The following is a 22,261-nucleotide window of genomic DNA, read 5'->3' as shown; positions in this document are numbered from 1 at the left end:
TTACTCACTAAATGTGCACATGTGCAGTAAATCTAGCTACAGGTAATATCCCTGGTGCTATTTTATGTGCTGTAAGCAACTGCCCACAATGTATTTAACTTCAGATAGCCGATTCTATTTTAAGAGATATAAAATAAACCGCTTAAAGGTAATGGATAGTTGCAACCTTTCTGGTTACAAGTTTTCCAAACCCTCACTTTTTAGCAGCCCAAAATGTGGCTACTTTACGGCAGCCAAAAATTAGAACTAGATAACGGAAGCTCTTTAATTCGAATTTTAGCTTGAAAACCTATCTTTTTTCGTGAATTATGGACGTGCCAGTTAATAAAAAGGGCCAATGTTAAATTGTTGAACAGAGTAAGTTTGACTTAACAAAAATTGTCCCTGTTTCAAAGTCATTGAATAAGGATCCTAAATGTTTAACCGACTGAATTTACTTTTTGCTAGACTTAATCAATCAAGGAGGAACACTGTATATGAGCGCAGGTGAAGCAAACTACACATTTCCATTAGGAACTAACTGTAAAACTATAAGGCATAATGATAATGTGAAGATTATCAAGCATAATTCGGATTTACAACCCGGAAAGATGACTGCAGAATTGTTTGATTCCACAGATCAGAAAGAATGTGTAGTAACTAGAAACAAAGAGACTAATCAATTCCTTTACATGGATGTAGGAAGGTGGGGAGGGGATAAAGACACCGGGGACGCATGGACTAGAAGACGTAATTTTGGACTTGTATGTGGCTCCGTTGCAATTCTCTGTAACTATGAAAATCCTAACTCCTCAATAAACCGTTATCTGGGGAAGATAAGCGAAGAAGTGCTAAATTCTCCAGAAGCTAAGGTACTGATACCATTGCTTGACAAACTTTCAGAATCTACTAGTTTAGGACCTGTGACTGTTGTAAATGCTTTGGTTTGTGCTGATGGAATAACTGAAGCGCCGTGTTCTGACGAGATTCTCGTTTTTTTGGGTGATATTCATGCCCCAATTATGAACTGTTGTAATAGAACATACCTTCAAGATACGAACCCAATTGACATTACATGGGCATGGCCTCGTGGGAGACTTGATATCAATGATGAGATTATTACGAAAAATGGAGAGAACGAGAAAAATGTGGTTTCATTTCTCACTGAAGTCAAAGAGCTTAGATCGGTAACAGATATTAAAAAAATAAAAGATATTGTGAAAAAAATCTTTGGAGAATCGTTAGAGGGAAGAAAAATAATGCAATTAATGGATAAAAGCATCGAAAACTCCTTCGAACCCCAGCAGCTTAATAGTTTGGACAACAGTCAGAATATCAAATTGAATAACGTGCATATCATAGTAATGTTGAAAATGATATTGGAAGTACTACTGGACCCTCAGAATCTCAATGAATGGGATGAAAATAAGGAAATCACAGGAAATAATGCATATTATTGGTTCAATCTATATCATGGAGATGGAAATAAGAAAGGTGCAGATATTTTCCAGAACGCTGGGAGAGATTTATATGAATTTATAAATTTGCTAAAGGATTATCAGAAGCAAGGATCAATATTAGCAACGCTTGTTCAGTTAGGAGATCTCTACGACTTCTGGCTTGGTTTAAAAAGAGCGTTCAATACTATAGACCCACAAAAAATGTATTCAGATCCTGCAGCTCAGAGTTTTTTGGAGTTCTGGAGAAACGAGACCCTGACTGAAACATCAGAATACACAAGTAAGGCAATCAATTTGCTCGTCAATGAAACAGAAGACCTTAACACCCGATTCATCTATGGAAACCATGATAGTTACAGGATGACACCTTTATGGAAGCATGAAAAAGTTTCAGATCACTTTGAATCAACAGGAGTTTGGGCGGAACATGGTCATCAAAGTGATGTATTTAATGAAGATCCAAATGCTATAATCGGTTGGGCAGCTGCTCTATTTGGATTCCATCATCCCGAGTCAAGAAATTTGGAAGAGCCTCTCCGAGATTTAGAATGTTTGATATTTGGACTTCCTTCCCGGAGACATATCTGCACTCAGTATGCTGCTCGCCTGTGTCTACAGAAAAACAAGAGAATTTATGTAATGGGTCATACACACGAACCTTTATTGGAGAAAATTCCTCTTAAATAATGCTATGACTATGGTTCCGAGTTGGCTTATAAAACTTGGGTTTTTGATCTGTTCAATAATCATGGATTTTCTCAATAAATAAGGAATTCACTTTGGAATCGAAATACTAGTGTCGAGTCAACCATCAAGGATTTAATGACCCCGAATAATTGCAATCGATTTAATACGACATTTTGTAATTGACACTACACTAGATCATTCTGCTGAATTTAGTTTCTAATAAATAATACGCAATTAAAGCACCTTAAGTTAAAGGCAGGTTTTCTATAAAGCTCCTAGAAATAATAGAATCTACTTATACATTCAAAATTTGGAATTTACACCTCCAATAAAACAACAGTTCAACATAATGTATTAATTCAATCCTATATAGATAAAATCTTTATACACATGATAGTTTCATTTCTCGTTTGAATTATGGAATTGAAACCATGAATTCAGGAAACACGCAAGATACTTCAGATATCGAAAAAAAACTCCGAGGCTACCTCTACGGCACAGCATGTGCAGACGCCCTCGGCCGCCCGGTAGAACATCTTACCCTTGAGCAAATAAAACAGAAGTACGGCGACAAAGGAATCCTCGAGCTTTCTCCAGAGTCACCCTGGACTGATGATACTCAGTTAATGCTCGTACTCGCCAGAGGTCTGTTTAGAGGAGCAGAACTTGAACTTCCCAAACTTATGGATAAGATTGCAAAAGAGCTTGTCCTATGGTTGGACGAACCTGACCTCGGGGCAGGAGCAACCACAAAAAATGCAGCTCTGAGCCTGAAGGAAGGAATTCACTGGAGCAATTCGGGACTAAATTCAAAAACATGCGGAAGCCTCATGCGGGTTGGAATCCTTGGTTTTGTCTTCCGGAACGACCCTGAAAAACTGATTAAAGCAGCTTCAATTTCCGGCAGAATTACTCACACCCATCCAGCTGCAGATGCTGCCTCGGTTGCAGGAGCATACGCCGTAAAATTGGCTCTTGATTGGGTGAAACCCAGGAAAATGTTTGAACCACTTCTTGAGATAACTCAGGGAATCTCTCCGGAATTCACTCAGGCCCTGGAAAATTCCTATAAAACGGCTTATAGTGATATCGGAGACGAAGAAGGTTTGAAGAAACTCGGGCAGGGCTGGTATGCAGACGAAACTTTTGCCCTGGCATACTTCTGCATATTACGTTATCCTAATGATTTCAAAAAAGCAGTACAGACCGCAGTGAATATCACAGGAGATTCGGATTCGGTTGCGAGCGTGGCAGGAGGTATTCTTGGAGCCAGGCTAGGAATTGAAGCCATACCAATTTCCTGGATTGAGGCACTTAAAGAGAACGAAAAAATAGAGGAAATCGTGGAGCCTCTACTTGAAAAATATCTTCAGCTTTCAGGAATAAATTGAGATCTTGAAATTCGATAAAACTATTGAGTTAAATTTGAGGCTTTGAAGTTAAATTTGAGGTTCTGAAGTTAAATTTGAGGTTCATGAAGTTAAATTTGAGGTTCTGAAGTTAAATTGAGGTCTTGAAGTTAAATTGAGGTCTTGAAGTTAAATTGAGGTCTTGAAATGGATTTTTCCGAAAAAAATGGTTATCCAGGAAGAAACGTTTACTCTGAAAAAAATGACTGTTCTGAAAAGGATTCTACTGAAAAAAATCTTTTTTCCGGAAAAGGCATCTACTGTTTGATATTCGAAAACCGGGCCTGCAAGATTGAGATAGGTAAAAAGGGAGAGTTCTCTTTTTCTCCAGGGTTTCATATCTATGTGGGATCGGCTCTGGGGCCAGGGGGCCTTAAAAGATTACAGAGGCACATCAAGCTTTCCAGAAATCGTGACCGAAATCCCAAATGGCATGTGGATTATCTTCATCTGAATCCTGCTTTCAGGTTAGTTTCAGCGATTTATGCTTTTACTTCTGAGCGGTTTGAATGTGCACTTGCCAGCAGGATAGGAGGGAATTCAGTATCTGGTTTCGGATGTACAGACTGCAAGTGCAATTCTCATCTTTTTTATAGAAACAAAAATCCTCTTCCAGAGATTACTGAAGCTTTTGAAGCCCTTGGACTTTCTGCCCTTGTGCTGGAATTTTAACCTCTATCCCTTTTTCTCTGTATTGGCAGGAAAGCTTAAAGTAAAGCAGGATTTATTATATTATTAAAAAAATAGGGTTGTTTTAATCAAGGGATGTCCAATGGAACAATTCTCTTTTATTGCCTGCATGCCTGATATACCAGGGGCATTGCACAGGGCAGCCGAAATTATCAAACGGCACGAGGGAAATATTAACAGGATTCAGTATGATCGCAGGATAGATACACATACCGCTTTCTTTGAAGTGACTGCTCTTCCGCAGGCTTATGAAAAGATTCGTGAAGAACTGGAAAAAATAGGCTATCTTCAGACTTCCTTTCAACCTGTAGCTTTCGTGAAGTTCCATGTTTATCTCCCAAACTGCCCTGGTGCTTTATTTGACCTTCTGAGCCATATCACTTCATCGAAATCAAACATTACTTTTCTTGATTTTGATGATCGTGGAAGGCATCCTGAAAGGCTTGTCGTAGGTCTTCACATTGAGGACCCATATATGATAGATGCCCTCCTGAATCAGCTCAAGTCCAGATACAGGCTAGATATTTTAGAGTATGATACAACCGGGGAGAAACTTGATGATACGGTATTTTATCTCAGGCTAGCCCAGAAGCTCAGGTCGTTCATCGGGAGTACTGAAGATGATTTTTTGATGAGATTCCTGCAGGACATTAATCATATTACTCAGGAACTCTCAAACCTTAAAAAAGATCCGAGAGAGGTTTTTGAGAAAATCCTGAAAGTTGGGGATTACCTTAACCGGACATCAGGAAACAATTTTTATGCCGATGTACAGAGAGTCAGGATAAAGGACGATATCGAACTTTTCTGTTTTCAGCCTCCCTGCGGGGGAAATATCTATCTTTTTGATACCTCTTCTGAAAGGGTCATGATCGACACAGGGTATGGTATTTATTACCAGGACATCGTGAACATGCTTCAGTACTACGGGCTTGGAGATTTGAGCCGGCTTAAAAGGATTTACATTACTCATGCTGATGCTGACCATTGTGGAGCTGCTGGTTTTTTTCCCGCACCCTCATATCTTAATCGCGAAACTTTTCTTATTACACGGGAAACCAGCAGAGCTTATGGTTCAAGCAACCAGGATTGTATTTTAGAAGAGGTTTATACGAAGATAATTAACCTTTTCTCCAGATTTACTCCACCTTCAAACACGGTTATCTTTCCCGAAGTCTCCCTCTCAGACAAAACAATCGAAAAACGGGGTGTATTTCCTGTTATCGCTCGATTCCAGATCGGTAACCTGAAGTTCGAAGCCCTTGCAGGAATGGGCGGGCATATGCATGGAGAAGTCTTCTACCTCTGCCCTGAAGAGGGACTGCTTTTTCCTGAGGACGCAGTGATCAATTTCAAAAGCCTGAGCCCTGATAGAACTGCATATAATGTCCTGGCTGATTATCTTATGACATCGGTGAATGTTGACAGCAAGCTCGCACGAGAAGAAAGAAAGGCTCTGATGTCCCTCATTTTCGAGATAGATGAACAACTCGCCAGGAAAAACAAAAAATGCCTTATCTGCTGCGGTCACGGTTCAATGTCCTTACTGGACAATGGAAAACTTATCGAGTACAAAAGTTCGGAGAGATATGTTGCAGGGCAAAAATGAGTCTCTCAAGACTATTTATGGAAGCTTGAACAAAACGGAACCGAAAAATCAAAAAAACCGAATATCAAAATCAAACAGTTAAAATCAAAAGAACCAAAGATACAGACCAATGGCATACAGACCATGATCCACAGACCAATGATCCACAGACCTAAGATCCGCATTTCCGTTGTTTTCTATCCAAGTCATTTGAATTTTTCTAGCTTTATAAACTCAGTCACAAAAATCTGATATGAAGAGTTAAAAATCTGATATGAAGAGTTAAAAATCTGATATGAAGAGTTTCGGAAAACATTGGATAAAAGAGATGCGAGGGGTGCGATTCGAACGCACGAATTCCTACGAAAATGGGTCCTAAGCCCATCGCCTTTGACCTAGCTGGGCAACCCTCGCACTAATGTTTAATTTAATTATTTCATTTAATATGTTTAATTAATACAAAATGGGAAAAAGAGCAGTTAAGATATTCTTATTAGAGAATTATTAAATGCGCCGACCGGGATTTGAACCCGGGTTTTGGGCTTGGAAGGCCCAAGTCATAGCCGCTAGACCATCAACGCAAACTGCAACACATCTAGAGGTATTTGTTATATATAATCTTTTCGCTGTTCGAGTTTCGTCTTGGGAGGACAAAGACCTTTTTGCTCCTGAGCTCCGTCTTAGAGAACAGAAATCTTTTCGCTAAGCTTCGCTTATCTCAAGAGAGTTGAATTATGAATAAGTAAAATCACCTTTCAACTCTTATAGAATGGATTATTTACCCAAATTTCACATTGGGGCACGCGGCGTAAACATTTTCAAGAAACTACTTGAGCGCGAACCTGTTTAAAAAACTGTGAATGAAAACGACGTGATCGGTTGATCAAACGGCACAACGGTTGCAGGTCAACGGTTGCAGGTCAACGGTTGCGGGTCAACGATTGCGCTCAAGGGGTTGAACTTTAATTAAGATACTGAGCTAAGTGGACTGATTTTGGGGCAAAAGAAATTGTTCTTTCTATAAGAAATTGTTTTTTCTATTTTACTGGAGGAGATGATTTTGGATAAACCATCGGACTTTCTATCCACTCCAGCGGAGTTACTTCAAAAGACATATCTTCTTTAATTATATTTCACTACATTTTTAGTGTTACCTGCGTTGAAGAAACTCTAATAAACTTCTCTTCGCGTATATTTTTTGTGATACAGCAGCTGGACAAGTTAAGTACAGATATTTGTTTGAAATTGTCCGGTAGGGGTAAAACTGGATATGAATATACAATCTGCTAGTAATGAGTGCAAAAATGTTCCAGTTATACCATCGATAAATTATATATTATAATTTTATATAGCCAGTTTTATCTTATTGTCAACCTTCAATCTTCTAAGGAAGAATTTGTATAACACATATATTTAAGAGTATATTGTAAAAAATATACTCTCAATAATGATATTTTATTACTATGTTAAAACCAGATTTTTTTGTTAAACTCCCTATTTTTTATTAATTTTTCAATAAAAATATCCTATTTCTGCGCTAATCCCTCAAAATATTATTATTTGAAATTCGAAGCGATGTAACATTTTAAATGTAATAACAATTTTGTCCTGATAACTAGATCACAAATGCTATTTACTTATCCTGTAATAAGTGAATATATAATTTTCCTGGCCTCTTATCCTCTTAATTTATGATTTCCCTGTTTTCTAGCGGAGTAGCTCTATGATATAGAATAACTCTAATTTATTTATTCAGGATTTTTGGTCAAGCTGTTCCTATAAATTGCATATCCTTTTGTATAACTGATAAAATATTCAGAGCTTAACAAAAAGTTAATGTAATGATCGTGTTATACGGAGTTTAAACGAACGCAAAAGAGAATACTGCTCGCACTTTTTTGTACTGCTGGCCTGTTCCTGGCGTGTGTGCTCTGGCGTGTGTGCACTGGAGTGTGTGCTCTGGAGTGTGTACTCTGGAGTGTTCTTTATACATCTGCACGATATTGAGTCTTTGGATAGTTATTTTGTAATAGCTAAGGTTCTATCTGATCTTCTGGCTCATATCGAGCAAAAGGTAAAATTCTAGAAATAATTATAAAATCCCAGGAAATAATGATAAATTCTAGAAGATTATTAAAATGGAAATCTTGAGATGGCCCCCAAAATGACAGTTTTTGAACAAAGGGACGAAAATAATGAGAACTTGAAGGTTCATCTAGAATATACAAGCTCTCCTTCTAACCTTGCCGAAGGAAACAGTAAGTATTTACAAAACTGTGTTTCTGAACTTAAGTTTGAGGCGAATAAGATCGTTACCAGATGCCCGTTCAAGTACACGGAGTAATATTGATGAATATTGAAGAGTGGGAAGAATACAGATATGTCGAATCAGGAATAAATAGCTTCATTGATCAAATGAACGACTCCAGCTTGAAAAAAATGGTAGAACATGTCTGTAATACCGGAGGAAAGCGAATTAGACCAATCATCCTCCTTCTCTCCAGTGAGATCTGTTCAGGTTCGTACCAACAGAGCCTCAATGCAGCTCTTGCTATTGAAATGATGCACTCGGCTTCCCTCATCCATGATGACCTGCTGGATCAGGGACTTGTTAGAAGAAACCTGCCATCAGCCCCTGAAAAATTTGGCCCTTCCAGGGCTCTTCTTTGTGGCGATTACCTGATTGCAAAATGTTTTGAGTTTATTTCTCCGTATGGGGAAAAAGTAGTCAGAGACTTCGGAAAAGCCGGGATGGATATGGCTGAAGGAGAAGTCCTTGATCTGAGACTCGATAAGGACAATTTTGGAGAAAATAACTATTTCGAATGCATTTACAAGAAAACGGCTTCTTTATTTGCCATCAGCGCTTCCATAGGGGCATACACTGGAGGAGCTGATGAAGTCCTGACCAGGCGTTTTAATGTTTTTGGAAATTACCTGGGAACTGCATACCAGATTGTTGACGACATTCTTGAGTTTCTTGAAGTGGTCGAAGGCAAGGAATCGAAATTCACATCTGAAACTCTGCCGCATGTTTACATGAAGAATATGTCAAAGGAAGAAGCAATAGAAAAATCTATAAATGCTGTAAAGATGCGTGTTAATGCCGCAAAAGAGACCCTGTTGACATTTAACGAATGTCCGGCAAGGAACAAACTCTTTCAGATTACCGATTACATAACTATTGATATGCTTGAGATTGTTTAATTGCTCAGCTTTTCCTGAAAAATGAACTGCGACACTGTCAAATTTCCGGTATGTAAATGGAAAAATAACATTATTTAATTTATCTAATCCAATAAGTTTTCTAACTTTTAATAAGTCTTCCAACTTTTGCTAACAAATTTACCAGGTGTATCCATGCGAGTATATGATAGTCCGGTGCTTAAAGTAAATGCCAGTACAGAAAACGAAAAAATTGTGCTTGATGTAGAAGGTCCTCTTTCCCATCTTGCAAACCCTATCCTCAAACGCATAAACAACATTTTTGCGGAAGAAAAACCCATTTCAGTGGATGAAAATGAGATTATTTTCTCTACATGGATCCCACCAATTCCGGGGCCTGTTTTCAGCCGGGTGATAAGTGCTGAGATCGCAGCTATCCGGAAAAAAAGGGTTCCGGATCAGTTTTCAATAGGAATTACGGCTCGCTGTCCTAACCGATGTATCCACTGTGGAGCAGCTGGTATCAAGCCAGAAAAGGAACTTACTCTGGATGAAATTTCCGGAGCTATAGACCAGAGCCTGGATCTTGGGTCTTATCTTATTGCTTTCGATGGAGGGGAGACCATGCTTCGAGACGATCTTGTAGAGATGGTAGCCAGAGTCGATAAATCAAGAGCAATTGCTACCTGTCTCACCTCAGGTTTCAAGCTTTCCGAAGAAAGGGCTAAGGAGCTTAAAGCCGCAGGATTATACGCCTCAAGAATTAGTCTGGACAGCCCATTTGAAGCCGAACACGACCGCATTCGGGGCCGAGAAGGTGCATACAAAGATTCAATCGCCGGAATCAAAAATTCAATCACTGCCGGGATCCTTACTGATATGTTTGTAGTTGTTTCCCCTCACAATATCGATGACCTTGAAGAATTTTACAACCTTGCATTTAACCTTGGAATGCATGAACTTTCCATCTATGAAATTATTGCCGTCGGACGCTGGCTTGAGCACGAAGATGAAGTAATCGGGGAAAAAGATGTCTCAAAGCTTGAGAAGTTCCAGAAAAAAATGAACTCTAAACCTGAAGGTCCCAGAGTCACCGCATTTCCGTATTTTCTGGGCCCAAGTCTTTTTGGGTGTTTTGCTGGAAGACGATGGATGCATGTTGCTTCGGATGGGGAAGTAATGCCCTGTGCTTACACTCCTCTATCCTTTGGAAATATCTGTGAAGAACCCCTGGAAGTTATCTGGAAGCGTATGGGTAAGCACAAAGCTTACAAAAAAGATAATGCCGCATATTGCATGATGCGCAACCCCGATTTTCGGAAAGAATATATTCATACAATACCTCAGGGCGCAAAGATCCCTTACAGGGTTAAATAACATTTTTTATGTTATTTTTTAATTTTGTTTTTTTAACTGTTGGTGAGGAAAATAACCGGTATTAAGACATTATTCTTGAAATACCCCTTTTTTTCTGGATAATAATTTGATATTTTAATCAAAATTTTGAATACTGATACCTGCATACCGGATTCATATACCTTCGGAACCCGTACAAGAGTTTATTTTAGAAAATTAGCTTTTGAATGGTTTGATTTTCTCGAAACTTGACATATCAAAAGAAAAATTTTAAAAGTTTTGGCCAAATAAAGCAACTTATATTTCGTGCTTGAAACAAACCTTTAAAAGCTTTCATTTAGAAAAAAAGAGACTAAAATTCCTTAATATGAATGAATTCATTTATAATTTTATATATGACTTCAATAGAATTTTGAATATATTTTTCAGATTTTACTTAACATATGCAGGTTACGCTTCACATTTTATATTCGGTACTTTATTTGATATTTTTTCGGTACTTAATTATATTTCACTGTTAGGGTTCAATTATTTTTTACTGTTATATTTAATCTTTATCATTTTAACCAGATATTTTGCTATTTATAATTTTAATTTTCTTAAAAATTTCTTATACTTTAGATATATAATGATTTTTCATTATAGATCTTCCACTCTTCTTGGATAAAACCGAAGCTGTTATATAGTTCTTTCGCGAAGGATTTGTTAACTACCTCCATTGGAGTAGGGATTTTTAATTATTAATTTATATATTAAATTTTGAGAGACGGAGATTCACATGGCTAAAAATGAAATCTTATCTGAAATAAAAAAAGCAGAGGAAAACGCTAAGTCAATGGTTGACGAAGCCATTGAAGCGAAAAACAAGCGTATCTCCGAAGCTCGGGCTGAAGCCAGGGAAATCCTGAAACAGGCCGAAATCGATGCACATAAAGCTGCACAAGACTCTTTTAAAGAGGGTGAAAAAAAGATCCTGGAGGAAAGAGATAAGATCATAACCGATGGTGAAAAAAACGCATTAGCCATGTCCCAAAAAGCTCAAGCTAACATCGACAAATCCGTCAATTACCTAGTACAGGAGTTTGAGAGGGCGGTCCTTAATGAGTAGACCTAAACAGATGACAAGGGCCGTTATTGTCGGGCACAAAAGCATTCTAAAAGAAACCATCGATGCACTACATGATACAAATCTTTTTCACGTCGAAGACTTTGTCGAAGACGAGTCTGGTTTTAAGATCAGCAAGCCATTCAAAAACGCAGAAGAAGTCTCTAAAAAGCTTGTGAAGATCCGATCTATCGCCAATTATTTGGGGATTGAAAGCAAAAAACCGGTAGTTCAGAAATCTGACGCTGTTCTGCGTGAACTTGACTCGAAGTTAAATGAACTGGACAGAACAATTTCAGCTAAAACGGAATCAATTTCCCAGCTTGAAAATGAATTAAAAGATATGGACACCCAGAAAAAGGAAGTCCTGCCTTATCTGCCCATCGATCTTGACTTTGATTATTTCCGTGGCTACGAAAACATCAAGGTTTTCGCAGGCATTTTAAAAAGTAACCTAGAAGCAAGTCAGATTTCGAGTATCACCCAAGCTTACGAACTGTACTTTGATCCTCAATCAAAAGCAGTTGTACTGTTTGTAGCTAATAATGATGCCGACAAAGTTTACGAATTACTTCAGGGTCTTGGATTCAAAGAGCTTAGAGTTCCTGAAAGAGGTGGTGTCCCAAGCGAACTTTTAAGATCCATTGAACAGAAAGAAGCCGACGTCACCAGAAGGATCGAATCCTTAAAGGGTGAGATCGAGTCCTTGAAAACAAAGTACGCCGATTTTATCCTTGCAAGCGACGAAGTCCTGAGTATCGAGAGTCAGAAAGCAGAGCTGCCTCTTAGGATAGCTACATCTGAAAATGCATTCATAATTGATGGATGGACCCCCACCGAAAGTTATGACAGGCTTGTCAGTGTAGTTAACAACGCCACTAATGGAAGGGCATACATCACCAACCTCGAAGTTCGCGAGGAGGAAGAAGAAAATGCCCCCGTTGAGTACAATAACTCAAAAGCAGTGGCACCGATGCAGCAGATTATGGATCTGTATGCAAGACCTAAATATTTTGAAATAGATCCATCTTCAGCGATTTTCATTACCTTCCCGCTGATCTACGGAATGATTCTCGGAGACATCGGATATGCACTGATATTGGGAGCAATGGCACTGGCTATTAAAAAGGCAATAAAGTCAGATGCAGTAGCTGACATGATGAATATTCTTATTTATTGTCAGATTTGGACGATTTTCTTTGGACTTATTTATGGTGAGTTTCTGGGATTCCCTCTGGCGAGTACGCATGAAGAACAAGGTTTACTTCCATTCTGGCATACAGTAACCCTGTTCCAATCAATTGGAGGAGAGGCCTTTACTTTCCCAATTCACAGGGCTCACATGGTAATGAGTATGATTATACTAAGCGTCGTCGTCGGACTGATTCATCTAAATCTCGGGTACGTGTTTGGATTTACAAACGTTGCAAGAGAACACGGGATGAAACATGCTCTTCTTGAAAAAGGCAGTTGGATGATTATTGAGCTTGGTGTACTTATTGCAGCTATTGGTTATGTTGGTATTTCAGCATTGATGTATGTTGGTGCTGCTGTTTTTGTTATTGGAATTGTGATGCTCGCCATGGGTGAGGGTATCGCTGGTATAGTCGAACTGCCATCTCTTATGGGTAATGCTCTTTCATATGCCCGTATTATCGCAGTCGGTTTATCTTCGATTTATATCGCAAGTACAGTCAATGACATATCCTTCAGCATGATCTGGGCTGATCATTCTAAGATCGGTTTCGCGGCAATAGCTGCAATTATCGTATTTATACTCGGGCACGCCCTTAACGTCGCTCTGAGTATCATCGCTCCCGGACTACATGCACTCAGGTTGCAGTACGTAGAATTCTTTGGAAAATTCTATGAAGGCGGGGGCAGAAAATTCAACCCATTCGGATATATAAGAAAATACACGGAGGAATAAAAACATGGTAGATGGAGCAACAGCAAACTTATTTCTGGACGCAGCAGGAGCAAAAGCAATCGGTGCATCAATTGCAATCGCATTAACTGGGATTGCGTCCGCAATAGCTGAAAAAGATATCGGTACAGCAGCAATCGGCGCAATGGCAGAAAACGAAGGATTATTCGGTAAGGGCCTGATCCTTACTGTTATTCCAGAAACCATTGTTATATTCGGTCTCGTCGTCGCACTGCTTATCAATTCTGCTTAAATTTAAGAGCCTTCACTCTTAAATTTCTTAGAGCATTGCTTTAGGCTTACCTGGGCTTTTTTCCTTGCCAGGCAGGCCTGAGCTATTATAATGCTCTAAGTTTTCCTAGGTATCGTTGCACTCTAAGCAGCTTAGAGTTTTTGCTCTAGGCTTTAGAGCACTTTTTTGCTCTAAATTTATTTGGAGGTGTAAGCATGGGACTAGAGATTGTTGTAAAAGACATCCAAGAGGGTGCAAGTGCTGAGGTTTCCCGTATAAAAGCCGAAGGCGATGCAAAGGCCTCCGAGATCATAAATGAAGCTAAGGAAGTACAGAAAAAAACACTCGGGGACAGCCTTGCCAAGGCGGAAGAGGACCTCCAAAATCTGCACCAACAGGTCATATCAAGTGCAAATCTGGAAGTGAAAAGAATTACGCTTAATAAGCGTAAGGATCTTCTAGATAAAGTTTATGCCCAGACAGTTGAAAAAATTAAGTCAATGCCGGCATCCAAAAAAGAAGAGCTGTTGAAAAATATTATCAACAAGTACGAAGCTAGCGGTGCTAGAGTTTACTCTTCTAAAGATTCTGAAGATATTGTCAAGAAGTTAACTTCTCTATCTTACGCTGGTAATCTTGATACTATTGGTGGAATTGTTCTGGAAAACGAGGACGGAACGGTCAGGTTAGATTTCACATATGATTCAATCCTGAAAAACGTGTATGAGCGTTCATTGAAGCAGATATCTGATATATTATACGGGTGATGTTCGATGCGGCTTTTGGAGAGACTCTGGGGGCAAAAACCCTCGCGAAAATCCGATAAAAAGAAAAATGGCACTTCTAACTATCCCTATGCCGTAACCCGCGTCCGCGCTATGAAGAGCAAACTGCTCCCTAAAGAAACATATCCCCGGCTCCTTAACATGGGGATTGATGGGATTACCCGCTTTATCCAAGAGTCTGAATACAAAAACGACGTTAACGAACTGGCAATGAAATACAGTGGTGGCGATCTGGCAGAACACGCATTGAACAGAAATCTTGCGCTCACATATGATAAGTTGGTAAGAATCACCGGAGGAGAATTGAATTACCTAGTTGTCGCATATCTCAAAAGATACGACATCTGGAACATAAAAACACTTCTCCGTGGTAAAATCTACAATGCATCTGCTGAAGATATCATGGAATCACTGATTGCTGCTGGGGAGTTTACCTATACGTCGATGTCAGAACTTGCAGCCAAGGCTACATATCAAGAAATAATTGAAGCCCTGAAATACTCTGAATACTACCCCCTGCTGCATAAGTTTGACGGAACTAACCTGGCATACATAGAGAACGAACTTGACAAAATGTATTATACAGGCTTGTTTGGAGTAATAGGTAAACCAAGATCTAAAGACCGCAAGCTCTTTCTTAAAGTTGTCAGATTGGAAGTAGACGTCAAGAATTTAATAAATCTTTTCAGACTGAAAAAAGCAGGAGTTATGCAGCTTGATGAAATCATGCCGCTCATGATTGAAGGCGGTCTTGAGTTAAAACCGGAGAAACTGGCGACTCTCCCATATGACGAGTTTGTCAATGAGCTTCAAAGAACTCAGTACTGGGACGTAATTTCAGGCGTTACGAGTTCAGATATGACTTCTTTGACCACTCTTGAAAGCAGGCTCACAAGATATTATCTTGAATCTTCAACCGTTCTCTCGCATGTATCCCCGATCTCAGTTGCACCTATTCTGGATTATATCATTCATAAACATAATGAGGCTACTAATCTCCGGATCATTTTCAGGGGTAAGGAGACTGGCCTCAGTGATGAGTTAATCAAAGACCAGTTGGTGGTTATATAATGGAATTAGCGGTGATCGGAAAGAGCGAATTTGTTACAGGATTCAGACTGGCTGGTGTCAGGAAGGTTTATGAAACCACAGATACCGCAGCCACTGAGTCCGTTGTAAAATCTGTGCTTGAAGACAAAAGTGTCGGGATTCTTGTAATGCATAATGATGACATTGGTAATCTGCCGGAAATTCTAAGGAAAAACTTGAATGAGTCTGTCCAGCCTACAGTAGTAGCCCTGGGAGGCAGTGGATCAGGCTCAAATCTAAGAGATAAGATAAAACAAGCGGTAGGTGTTGATCTGTGGAAGTAAAAGGTGAAATTTATCGTGTGTCTGGGCCTGTCGTCACCGCCATCGGCTTGCAGGCAAAAATGTATGACCTGGTCAAAGTCGGTAATGAAGGTTTAATGGGTGAAGTCATTCAGATATTAGGGCCCAAGACCATCATCCAGGTATATGAAGAGACCGCAGGTATCAAGCCAGGGGAACCCTGTGTATCTACAGGGTCGTCTCTGTCCGTAGAACTTGGTCCGGGTCTTCTTTCCAGTATTTATGACGGGGTTCAAAGGCCTCTGCACGTCCTGCTTGAAAAAATGGGTAGCTTCATCCAGAGAGGTGTCAGCGCAGATGGGCTTGATCATAAGAAACTCTGGGATTTCAAACCCATTGTCAAGAAGGGCGATTCCGTAAAAGGTGGAGACGTAATTGGTGTTGTACAGGAAACCGTGAATATTGAACATAAGATCATGGTGCCTCCTGATATCTCAGGTACAATTTCCGACATAAAGAGCGGAAACTTTACGGTAGTAGACACAATCTGTACTCTGACTGATGGGACCGAATTGCAGATGATGCAGAGGTGGCCTGTTCGAAGACCCAGACCTGTGAAGGCAAAACTTACTCCAACCAGGCCTCTGGTTACAGGAATGAGAATCCTTGATGGGCTTTTCCCTGTGGCAAAAGGCGGAACAGCTGCAATCCCCGGACCTTTCGGATCGGGAAAGACCGTAACTCAGCAGTCGCTTGCAAAATGGAGTGATACCGAAATTGTGGTCTACATCGGTTGTGGTGAGCGTGGAAACGAAATGGCAGATGTTCTGAGCGAATTCCCTGAACTCGAAGATCCGCAGACCGGGCGCCCACTTATGGAGCGTACTGTTCTTATCGCTAACACTTCAAACATGCCTGTGGCCGCAAGAGAAGCATCTGTGTATACCGGAATCACCATTGCAGAATACTACCGTGACATGGGATTAGATGTATCCCTTATGGCAGACTCCACCTCAAGGTGGGCAGAAGCCATGAGAGAAATCTCTTCCCGTCTGGAAGAAATGCCTGGTGAAGAAGGTTACCCAGCATACCTGTCTGCAAGACTGGCCGAATTCTACGAGCGTGCCGGGGTTGCGGAGAGTCTTTGCGGCGAAACAGGTTCCATTACTGTTATTGGAGCAGTATCTCCACCTGGCGGTGACTTCTCAGAGCCTGTTACACAGAATACCCTGCGTATCGTAAAAGTGTTCTGGGCTCTCGATGCCAAACTATCTCAGAGGCGTCACTTCCCGGCCATCAACTGGCTGAACAGTTACAGTCTGTATAAGGACAGTCTTAATGACTGGTTTGCAGATAATGTGGCTCCTGATTATGTGCCTTTGAGGGAAAGAGCAATGGAAATGCTCCAGACAGAATCTGAACTGCAGGAAATCGTGCAGCTTGTAGGTTCCGATGCTCTGCCAGACGACCAGCAGCTTCTGCTTGAAATCACCCGTATGCTTAGGGAAATTTTCCTGCAGCAGAATGCATTCCACCCAGTAGATGCATACAGCCCGTTCGATCAGCAGTACAAGATCCTTAAGGCAATCATGAAATGGGGAGACGCTGCGATGGATGCCTTGAAATCAGGTGTTCCCGTAACTGAAATTATCAAGCTTGAATCCAAAAATGTGCTTGCTAAGGTCAAGTACGAAGAGAAGTTTGATGAGTCTATGAATGCTGTCCTGGCACAGATGGATAAAGAGTTTGCATCCCTGAGAGGTAGGTAAATATGGTAAAAGAGTATAAGACAATCACTCAGATTGCAGGACCACTTGTCTTTGTTGAAAAAACAGAGCCTGTAGGCTATAAAGAAATTGTTACTATTAACTTGCCTGACGGGACCACCCGCAGAGGCGAGGTGCTGGACTCATCTTCAGACATAGTGGTTATCCAGATTTTTGAAGGTACTACTGGTCTGGACAAGGAATGCGGTGTAGTCTTTACAGGGGAAACCCTGAAGCTCCCTGCATCCATTGACCTTCTCGGAAGAATCCTTTCAGGTTCAGGAGAACCACTTGACGGTGGACCCAGGATTGTGCCCGACCAGCTTCTGGACATCAACGGAGCTGCAATGAACCCATATGCCAGGCTGCCTCCAAAGGATTTCATCCAGACAGGTATCTCCACAATAGACGGAACAAATACCCTTGTCCGTGGACAGAAACTGCCTATTTTCTCAGCTTCAGGTCTTCCACACAACGAAATTGCTCTGCAGATCGCAAGGCAGGCTGCTGTGCCAGGATCTGAATCTGCTTTCGCAGTAGTTTTTGCAGCAATGGGTATTACCAATGAAGAAGCCCAGTACTTCATGAGCGACTTCGAAAAGACCGGGGCTCTTGAAAGGGCTGTTGTGTTCCTCAACCTTGCAGATGACCCTGCTGTCGAACGTATAGTTACTCCGCGTATGGCTTTAACTGCAGCTGAATATCTGGCATACGAACACGGCATGCACGTACTTGTCATTCTGACCGACATTACCAACTATGCAGAAGCTCTTCGTCAGATGGGTGCCGCTCGTAACGAAATCCCTGGCCGTCGTGGGTATCCTGGTTACATGTACACTGACCTTGCAACTCTCTATGAGCGCGCAGGTATTGTTAAGGGCGCAAAGGGATCAGTTACTCAGATTCCGATTCTCTCGATGCCTGGTGACGATATTACCCACCCGATTCCTGACCTGTCCGGTTATATTACTGAAGGGCAGATTGTGGTTTCAAGAGAACTGCACAGGAAAGGTATCTACCCGCCAATTAATGTGTTGCCGTCCCTGTCAAGGTTGATGAACTCCGGTATCGGAGCAGGCAAGACAAGAGAAGACCACAAGGCAGTTTCTGACCAGATGTATGCAGGTTATGCAGAAGGGCGTGACCTGAGAGGTCTCGTGGCTATCGTCGGTAAAGAAGCTCTGTCTGAGAGAGACGTCAAGTTCCTTGAGTTTGCTGACCTTTTCGAACAGCAGTTCGTTACACAGGGCAGAAACGAAAACAGGACAATTGCAGACACTCTGGACATTGGATGGAAGATCCTTGCACACCTGCCTGAAAACCAGCTGGGTAGGATTGACAACAAATACATCCAGAAATACCATCCTGCACACAGAAAGGGTCAGTGATTACCATGGCTCAAGACGTAAAACCAACTCGGTCGGAGCTGATTGAGCTCAAGAAAAAAATCAAGCTCTCTGAAAGTGGGCACAAGCTCCTTAAGATGAAGAGAGATGGTCTTATTCTTGAGTTCTTTAAGATTCTTAACGAGGCAAGGAACGTCAGAACCGAACTGGACGCTGCCTATCTAACCGCTGCAGAAAAAATCAATCTTGCCTCTGCTGTAAACGGAATGGTTACAGTTAAGTCAACTGCCTTTACAGCAAAGGAATCTCCAGAAATTCAGCTTTCAGGACACAACATCATGGGTGTTGTGGTGCCACAAATCAGCTCTACAGGTGTCCACAAATCTCTTGTTGAAAGAGGTTACGGTATTGTTGGGACAAATTCGTATATTGATGAGTCCGCAGATGCCTATGAGGTCCTGGTAGAAAAGATTATCACGGCAGCAGAGCTGGAAACAACGATGAAAAGACTTCTTGATGAAATCGAGAAGACAAAAAGACGTGTAAACGCTCTTGAATTCAAAGTTATTCCGGACCTCATTGCAACCATGAAGTACATTCGTTTTACCCTCGAGGAGATGGAAAGAGAAGGTACTTCCAGGCTGAAGAGAGTCAAGGAGAGAATGAAATAATCAAGCTTGATTTGAAATGGCTGCGTGTGACGATCAACCAAATTTGGTTGAAAGAGCAGTATTTAAGTTAGGTGAACCCAAAAACCAGGCCCTCCTTTTGCAGGTGGCCTGGAGGATTTCCCTTTTGATGATGATTTTGGGGTTCATCATTATGATACGAACAATTTCTCCATATATGTGACATGAATTCAGGATCAGAATTCTCCTGAATTCAGCCACAGATTTTTGCTTTTATCTGAATTTATTTCAATTTAGTGTTATAATTTATACATGTCTTAAAAAATGTTATCGTTTACCCTGGTCTTACTGAATTGGAATCTATACTTTTCTGTGCTTACAGTCTGTACTTCTCTTACTTACAATCTGTATATTTGAAGTTTGAATCTATTTACGATGCTGCCAGGTACTTTTATTATTTAGAAAGCTATTTTAACGACAAACAGTAATCTCTACTTTATATGCAAAACGAAGCGAGGCTTCTTCATATTACCGGTACTGTTCAAGGGGTAGGTTTTCGCCCTTTTATATATCAGCTTGCAAAAGTCCACGGGCTTTTCGGATATGTGAAAAATCTTGGAAATTATGTGGAAATCCTTATAGAAGGAAATAAGGAAAGCCTTGATAATTTCATTAAAGAACTCCCTGAAAAGAAACCTCCTCTGGCCAAAGTTAAGGAAATCAAAGCAAAAAATATCCCGTTTTTTGGGTATTCTAAATTTATTATCGTGCCCAGTGAATCCGGAGTTTTTGAAAATTCCATAATTCCTCCTGACACGGCTATTTGCGAACAGTGCAGGTCTGAGATTTTTGATCCTTCTTCCAGGTATTTTCATTATCCTTTTACGGTATGCACAAACTGCGGGCCCAGATATACAACCGTCCGAACCCTTCCTTATGACCGGGAAAATACCACTATGGCAGATTTTCCTCTTTGTCCGGAATGTGAAACTGAATATACTGACCCTCTCAACCGGAGATATCATGCCCAGCCTGTCTGCTGCCCAAAGTGCGGGCCAGAGATCTGGCTCTCAGACCCAGAAGGAAATGTCCTGGTAAAGGGTTATGAAGCAATTGCACATGCTTCGGATCTCCTTCAACAAGGCTCAATTCTTGCTATAAAAGGATTTGGAGGTTTTCATATAGCCTGCAATGCGCGAAAGGAGGAGCCTGTAAAGGAGCTTAGAAGACGTTTAAGGCGCCCGGAACAACCTTTTGCGGTCATGGCAAAAAATGCAGAAGTTGCGGAAACCTTTGCAGAACTTGAAGGTGCAGGCAGGGAATACTTAACTTCTTACCGCCGGCCTATTACTGTGCTTCCCAGGTCAAAAGAATCCAGCCTGGCAGAATCGGTGACTTCTGGCCTGCACAATATAGGTGTTATGCTTCCATATACAGGCACGCAGAATCTGCTTTTTGACCGCGTACCTGATGCAGTATATGTTATGACCTCGGCAAACCTTCCGGGAAGGCCCATGGTTGTTGAGAATAAAGAGGCGCTTGATAAACTTAAAGGGATTGTCGATTATTACCTGCTGCACAACAGGGTTATTGCAAATCGAAATGATGATACGGTTATCAGAATTGTGAATGGAAAAGCAGCCTTTATTCGTCGTTCCCGCGGCTTTGTACCTGAGCCCGTAGAGCTGCCTTTTGAAGTTAAAGCTTCTATAGGTGTGGGGGCTGAAATGAATTCTACGGTTACTGTGGCAAAAGGAAAGCTTGCCTATGTATCTCAGTATATAGGAAATACCAGTCATGTAGAAACCTTCAGGTACCACTCCGAGGTTGTCAGACATCTTATCCAACTTACAGGAATCGAGCCCCTTTACTGGGGTTGTGACTTGCACCCTTCATTTAATACAACACGTTTTGCGCTAAAGATGGGAGGAGACGATACTCTTCAGGTTCAGCATCATCAAGCTCACATGTTAGCGCTTATGGCTGATAACTCCCTTCCCCTGGATTCCCGAATTCTCGGAATTGCCCTTGATGGTGTAGGATATGGCACTGACGGTACAGTCTGGGGAGGGGAACTCTTTGAATCCTCTTACTTCGGATACGAACGTATAGGGCATTTACTCCCTCAGCCGATGCCAGGTGGAGACCTTGCTTCGCGGATACCTTCAAGAATGGTTTTGGGGATTCTTTTTGAGAAACTTGGGAGAGCAGAATTGGAAAAACTTCCCCTTGCTTTTCCGAAAGGAGACAGGGAGTTTTCAACTGTGATGAAACAGCTTGAAACCGGGGTAAATGTTGCTCGAAGTAGCAGTACCGGACGAGTACTGGATGCAGCAGCTGCCCTGCTCGGGATCTGCGAGATGAGAACCTATGACGGGGAGCCATCAATGAAACTCGAATCTGCCGCAACGAAGAGTACCCATTCCATAGATCTTCCTATCATTTTCAAGAAAGATAGAGAATCTGGAGTTCCTTTACTTGACACCACCGAGCTTCTTCTGGGGGTATATGAGCTTTCAGGAAAGTACTCCCCTACTGATCTTGCTTTTGCGGTTGAGGAAAGCCTTGCGACGGGAATTTCAGAACTTGCCATCTCTCTTGCCGCAAAAAGAGGGCTTGAAAAGATAGGTCTTAGTGGAGGAGTTGCCTATAACAATCACATCACTTCATGCATTGCAAGAACTGTTACAGAAGCGGGTTTTGAATTCCTGGCTCACCGTAAGATTCCCTGTGGAGATGGATGTATTTCATTCGGGCAAGCTCTTGCGGCAGGGTTGAGCATAAAACCTGAGAGTGAGTTTTAAAA

General features: G+C 41.1%; 17 protein-coding genes and 2 tRNA genes. 17 read left to right on the top strand and 2 right to left on the bottom strand.

Features of this window, described 5'->3' with window-relative positions:
- Window positions 1-476 precede the first annotated feature (476 nt).
- The 4 genes from A9239_RS00375 (at window position 477) to A9239_RS00360 (ending at window position 5,834) form a co-directional block, all read left to right on the top strand.
- Window positions 477-2,126 (top strand): hypothetical protein, encoded by a 1,650-nt coding sequence (locus A9239_RS00375; protein WP_048154504.1) that lies wholly within the window; start codon window positions 477-479, stop codon window positions 2,124-2,126.
- Window positions 2,127-2,557: 431 nt separating this feature from the next.
- Entirely contained in the window at window positions 2,558-3,517 is a 960-nt protein-coding gene (locus A9239_RS00370; RefSeq protein ID WP_048154501.1) for an ADP-ribosylglycohydrolase family protein, read from the top strand.
- A 165-nt stretch (window positions 3,518-3,682) separates the two neighbouring features.
- A complete protein-coding gene (locus tag A9239_RS00365) occupies window positions 3,683-4,207 on the top strand; it encodes a DUF123 domain-containing protein (RefSeq protein WP_176722074.1) in 525 nt (174 codons plus the stop codon).
- A gap of 100 nt (window positions 4,208-4,307) precedes the next feature.
- Window positions 4,308-5,834 (top strand): MBL fold metallo-hydrolase, encoded by a 1,527-nt coding sequence (locus tag A9239_RS00360; protein ID WP_048119887.1) that lies wholly within the window; start codon window positions 4,308-4,310, stop codon window positions 5,832-5,834.
- 308 nt (window positions 5,835-6,142) lie between these two features.
- On the opposite strand, the gene A9239_RS00355 is transcribed toward A9239_RS00360, so the two are convergent.
- Window positions 6,143-6,227: transfer RNA gene (locus A9239_RS00355), tRNA-Leu, on the bottom strand.
- Between the two features lie 95 nt (window positions 6,228-6,322).
- A tRNA-Gly gene (locus tag A9239_RS00350) sits at window positions 6,323-6,394 on the bottom strand.
- 1,583 nt (window positions 6,395-7,977) lie between these two features.
- Here A9239_RS00350 and A9239_RS00345 point away from each other — a divergent pair.
- From A9239_RS00345 to hypF, 13 genes are all read left to right on the top strand, one after another.
- A complete protein-coding gene (locus A9239_RS00345) occupies window positions 7,978-8,157 on the top strand; it encodes a hypothetical protein (RefSeq protein ID WP_176722073.1) in 180 nt (59 codons plus the stop codon).
- On the top strand, window positions 8,133-9,020 hold the full coding sequence (locus tag A9239_RS00340) for a geranylfarnesyl diphosphate synthase (RefSeq protein WP_048119889.1): 888 nt from the start codon (window positions 8,133-8,135) through the stop codon (window positions 9,018-9,020). The genes A9239_RS00345 and A9239_RS00340 overlap by 25 nt, the downstream gene beginning before the upstream one ends.
- Window positions 9,021-9,173: 153 nt before the next feature.
- Complete coding sequence (locus A9239_RS00335; RefSeq protein WP_048119891.1) at window positions 9,174-10,355, top strand: radical SAM protein; 1,182 nt, start codon at window positions 9,174-9,176, stop codon at window positions 10,353-10,355.
- Window positions 10,356-11,112: 757 nt separating this feature from the next.
- Window positions 11,113-11,442, top strand: a complete 330-nt coding sequence (gene ahaH / locus A9239_RS00330; RefSeq protein ID WP_048119893.1) for an ATP synthase archaeal subunit H — start codon at window positions 11,113-11,115, stop codon at window positions 11,440-11,442.
- Window positions 11,435-13,369, top strand: a complete 1,935-nt coding sequence (locus tag A9239_RS00325) for a V-type ATP synthase subunit I (RefSeq protein ID WP_176722072.1) — start codon at window positions 11,435-11,437, stop codon at window positions 13,367-13,369. Before ahaH ends, A9239_RS00325 begins: the two co-directional genes overlap by 8 nt.
- 4 nt (window positions 13,370-13,373) lie before the next feature.
- Window positions 13,374-13,619, top strand: coding sequence for a hypothetical protein (locus A9239_RS00320; protein ID WP_011305426.1), 246 nt, complete (start codon window positions 13,374-13,376; stop codon window positions 13,617-13,619).
- A 194-nt stretch (window positions 13,620-13,813) separates the two neighbouring features.
- Window positions 13,814-14,365 carry a V-type ATP synthase subunit E gene (locus tag A9239_RS00315; protein ID WP_048119897.1) on the top strand — a complete coding sequence of 184 codons (552 nt, stop codon included), beginning with the start codon at window positions 13,814-13,816 and terminating at the stop codon, window positions 14,363-14,365.
- A gap of 6 nt (window positions 14,366-14,371) precedes the next feature.
- A complete protein-coding gene (locus tag A9239_RS00310) occupies window positions 14,372-15,454 on the top strand; it encodes a V-type ATP synthase subunit C (RefSeq protein WP_048119899.1) in 1,083 nt (360 codons plus the stop codon).
- Entirely contained in the window at window positions 15,454-15,756 is a 303-nt protein-coding gene (locus tag A9239_RS00305; protein WP_048119901.1) for a V-type ATP synthase subunit F, read from the top strand. Before A9239_RS00310 ends, A9239_RS00305 begins: the two co-directional genes overlap by 1 nt.
- Window positions 15,747-17,483, top strand: a complete 1,737-nt coding sequence (locus A9239_RS00300; protein ID WP_048119904.1) for an ATP synthase subunit A — start codon at window positions 15,747-15,749, stop codon at window positions 17,481-17,483. The genes A9239_RS00305 and A9239_RS00300 overlap by 10 nt, the downstream gene beginning before the upstream one ends.
- Window positions 17,484-17,485: 2 nt before the next feature.
- A complete protein-coding gene (locus A9239_RS00295; RefSeq protein WP_048154499.1) occupies window positions 17,486-18,868 on the top strand; it encodes an ATP synthase subunit B in 1,383 nt (460 codons plus the stop codon).
- A gap of 5 nt (window positions 18,869-18,873) precedes the next feature.
- On the top strand, window positions 18,874-19,497 hold the full coding sequence (locus A9239_RS00290) for a V-type ATP synthase subunit D (protein ID WP_176722071.1): 624 nt from the start codon (window positions 18,874-18,876) through the stop codon (window positions 19,495-19,497).
- 458 nt (window positions 19,498-19,955) lie between these two features.
- Window positions 19,956-22,259, top strand: a complete 2,304-nt coding sequence (gene hypF, locus A9239_RS00285) for a carbamoyltransferase HypF (RefSeq protein WP_048154495.1) — start codon at window positions 19,956-19,958, stop codon at window positions 22,257-22,259.
- Window positions 22,260-22,261 lie beyond the last annotated feature (2 nt).

This window comes from Methanosarcina sp. A14 (assembly GCF_001729375.1).
Taxonomy (GTDB): Archaea; Halobacteriota; Methanosarcinia; order Methanosarcinales; family Methanosarcinaceae; genus Methanosarcina; species Methanosarcina barkeri.
This window is presented reverse-complemented; position numbering and strand designations above follow the sequence as displayed.

Excerpts from the sequence above, each read along its gene's own strand:
- A9239_RS00375 (WP_048154504.1), top strand. The coding sequence starts at position 477 with ATGAGCGCAGGTGAAGCAAACTACACATTTCCATTAGGAACTAACTGT.
- A9239_RS00365 (WP_176722074.1), top strand. The coding sequence starts at position 3,683 with ATGGATTTTTCCGAAAAAAATGGTTATCCAGGAAGAAACGTTTACTCT.
- A9239_RS00295 (WP_048154499.1), top strand. The coding sequence starts at position 17,486 with ATGGTAAAAGAGTATAAGACAATCACTCAGATTGCAGGACCACTTGTC.
- A9239_RS00320 (WP_011305426.1), top strand. The coding sequence starts at position 13,374 with ATGGTAGATGGAGCAACAGCAAACTTATTTCTGGACGCAGCAGGAGCA.
- hypF (WP_048154495.1), top strand. The coding sequence starts at position 19,956 with ATGCAAAACGAAGCGAGGCTTCTTCATATTACCGGTACTGTTCAAGGG.
- A9239_RS00315 (WP_048119897.1), top strand. The coding sequence starts at position 13,814 with ATGGGACTAGAGATTGTTGTAAAAGACATCCAAGAGGGTGCAAGTGCT.
- A9239_RS00325 (WP_176722072.1), top strand. The coding sequence starts at position 11,435 with ATGAGTAGACCTAAACAGATGACAAGGGCCGTTATTGTCGGGCACAAA.
- A9239_RS00290 (WP_176722071.1), top strand. The coding sequence starts at position 18,874 with ATGGCTCAAGACGTAAAACCAACTCGGTCGGAGCTGATTGAGCTCAAG.
- A9239_RS00345 (WP_176722073.1), top strand. The coding sequence starts at position 7,978 with ATGACAGTTTTTGAACAAAGGGACGAAAATAATGAGAACTTGAAGGTT.
- A9239_RS00370 (WP_048154501.1), top strand. The coding sequence starts at position 2,558 with ATGAATTCAGGAAACACGCAAGATACTTCAGATATCGAAAAAAAACTC.
- A9239_RS00310 (WP_048119899.1), top strand. The coding sequence starts at position 14,372 with ATGCGGCTTTTGGAGAGACTCTGGGGGCAAAAACCCTCGCGAAAATCC.
- ahaH (WP_048119893.1), top strand. The coding sequence starts at position 11,113 with ATGGCTAAAAATGAAATCTTATCTGAAATAAAAAAAGCAGAGGAAAAC.
- A9239_RS00340 (WP_048119889.1), top strand. The coding sequence starts at position 8,133 with ATGCCCGTTCAAGTACACGGAGTAATATTGATGAATATTGAAGAGTGG.
- A9239_RS00360 (WP_048119887.1), top strand. The coding sequence starts at position 4,308 with ATGGAACAATTCTCTTTTATTGCCTGCATGCCTGATATACCAGGGGCA.
- A9239_RS00305 (WP_048119901.1), top strand. The coding sequence starts at position 15,454 with ATGGAATTAGCGGTGATCGGAAAGAGCGAATTTGTTACAGGATTCAGA.
- A9239_RS00335 (WP_048119891.1), top strand. The coding sequence starts at position 9,174 with ATGCGAGTATATGATAGTCCGGTGCTTAAAGTAAATGCCAGTACAGAA.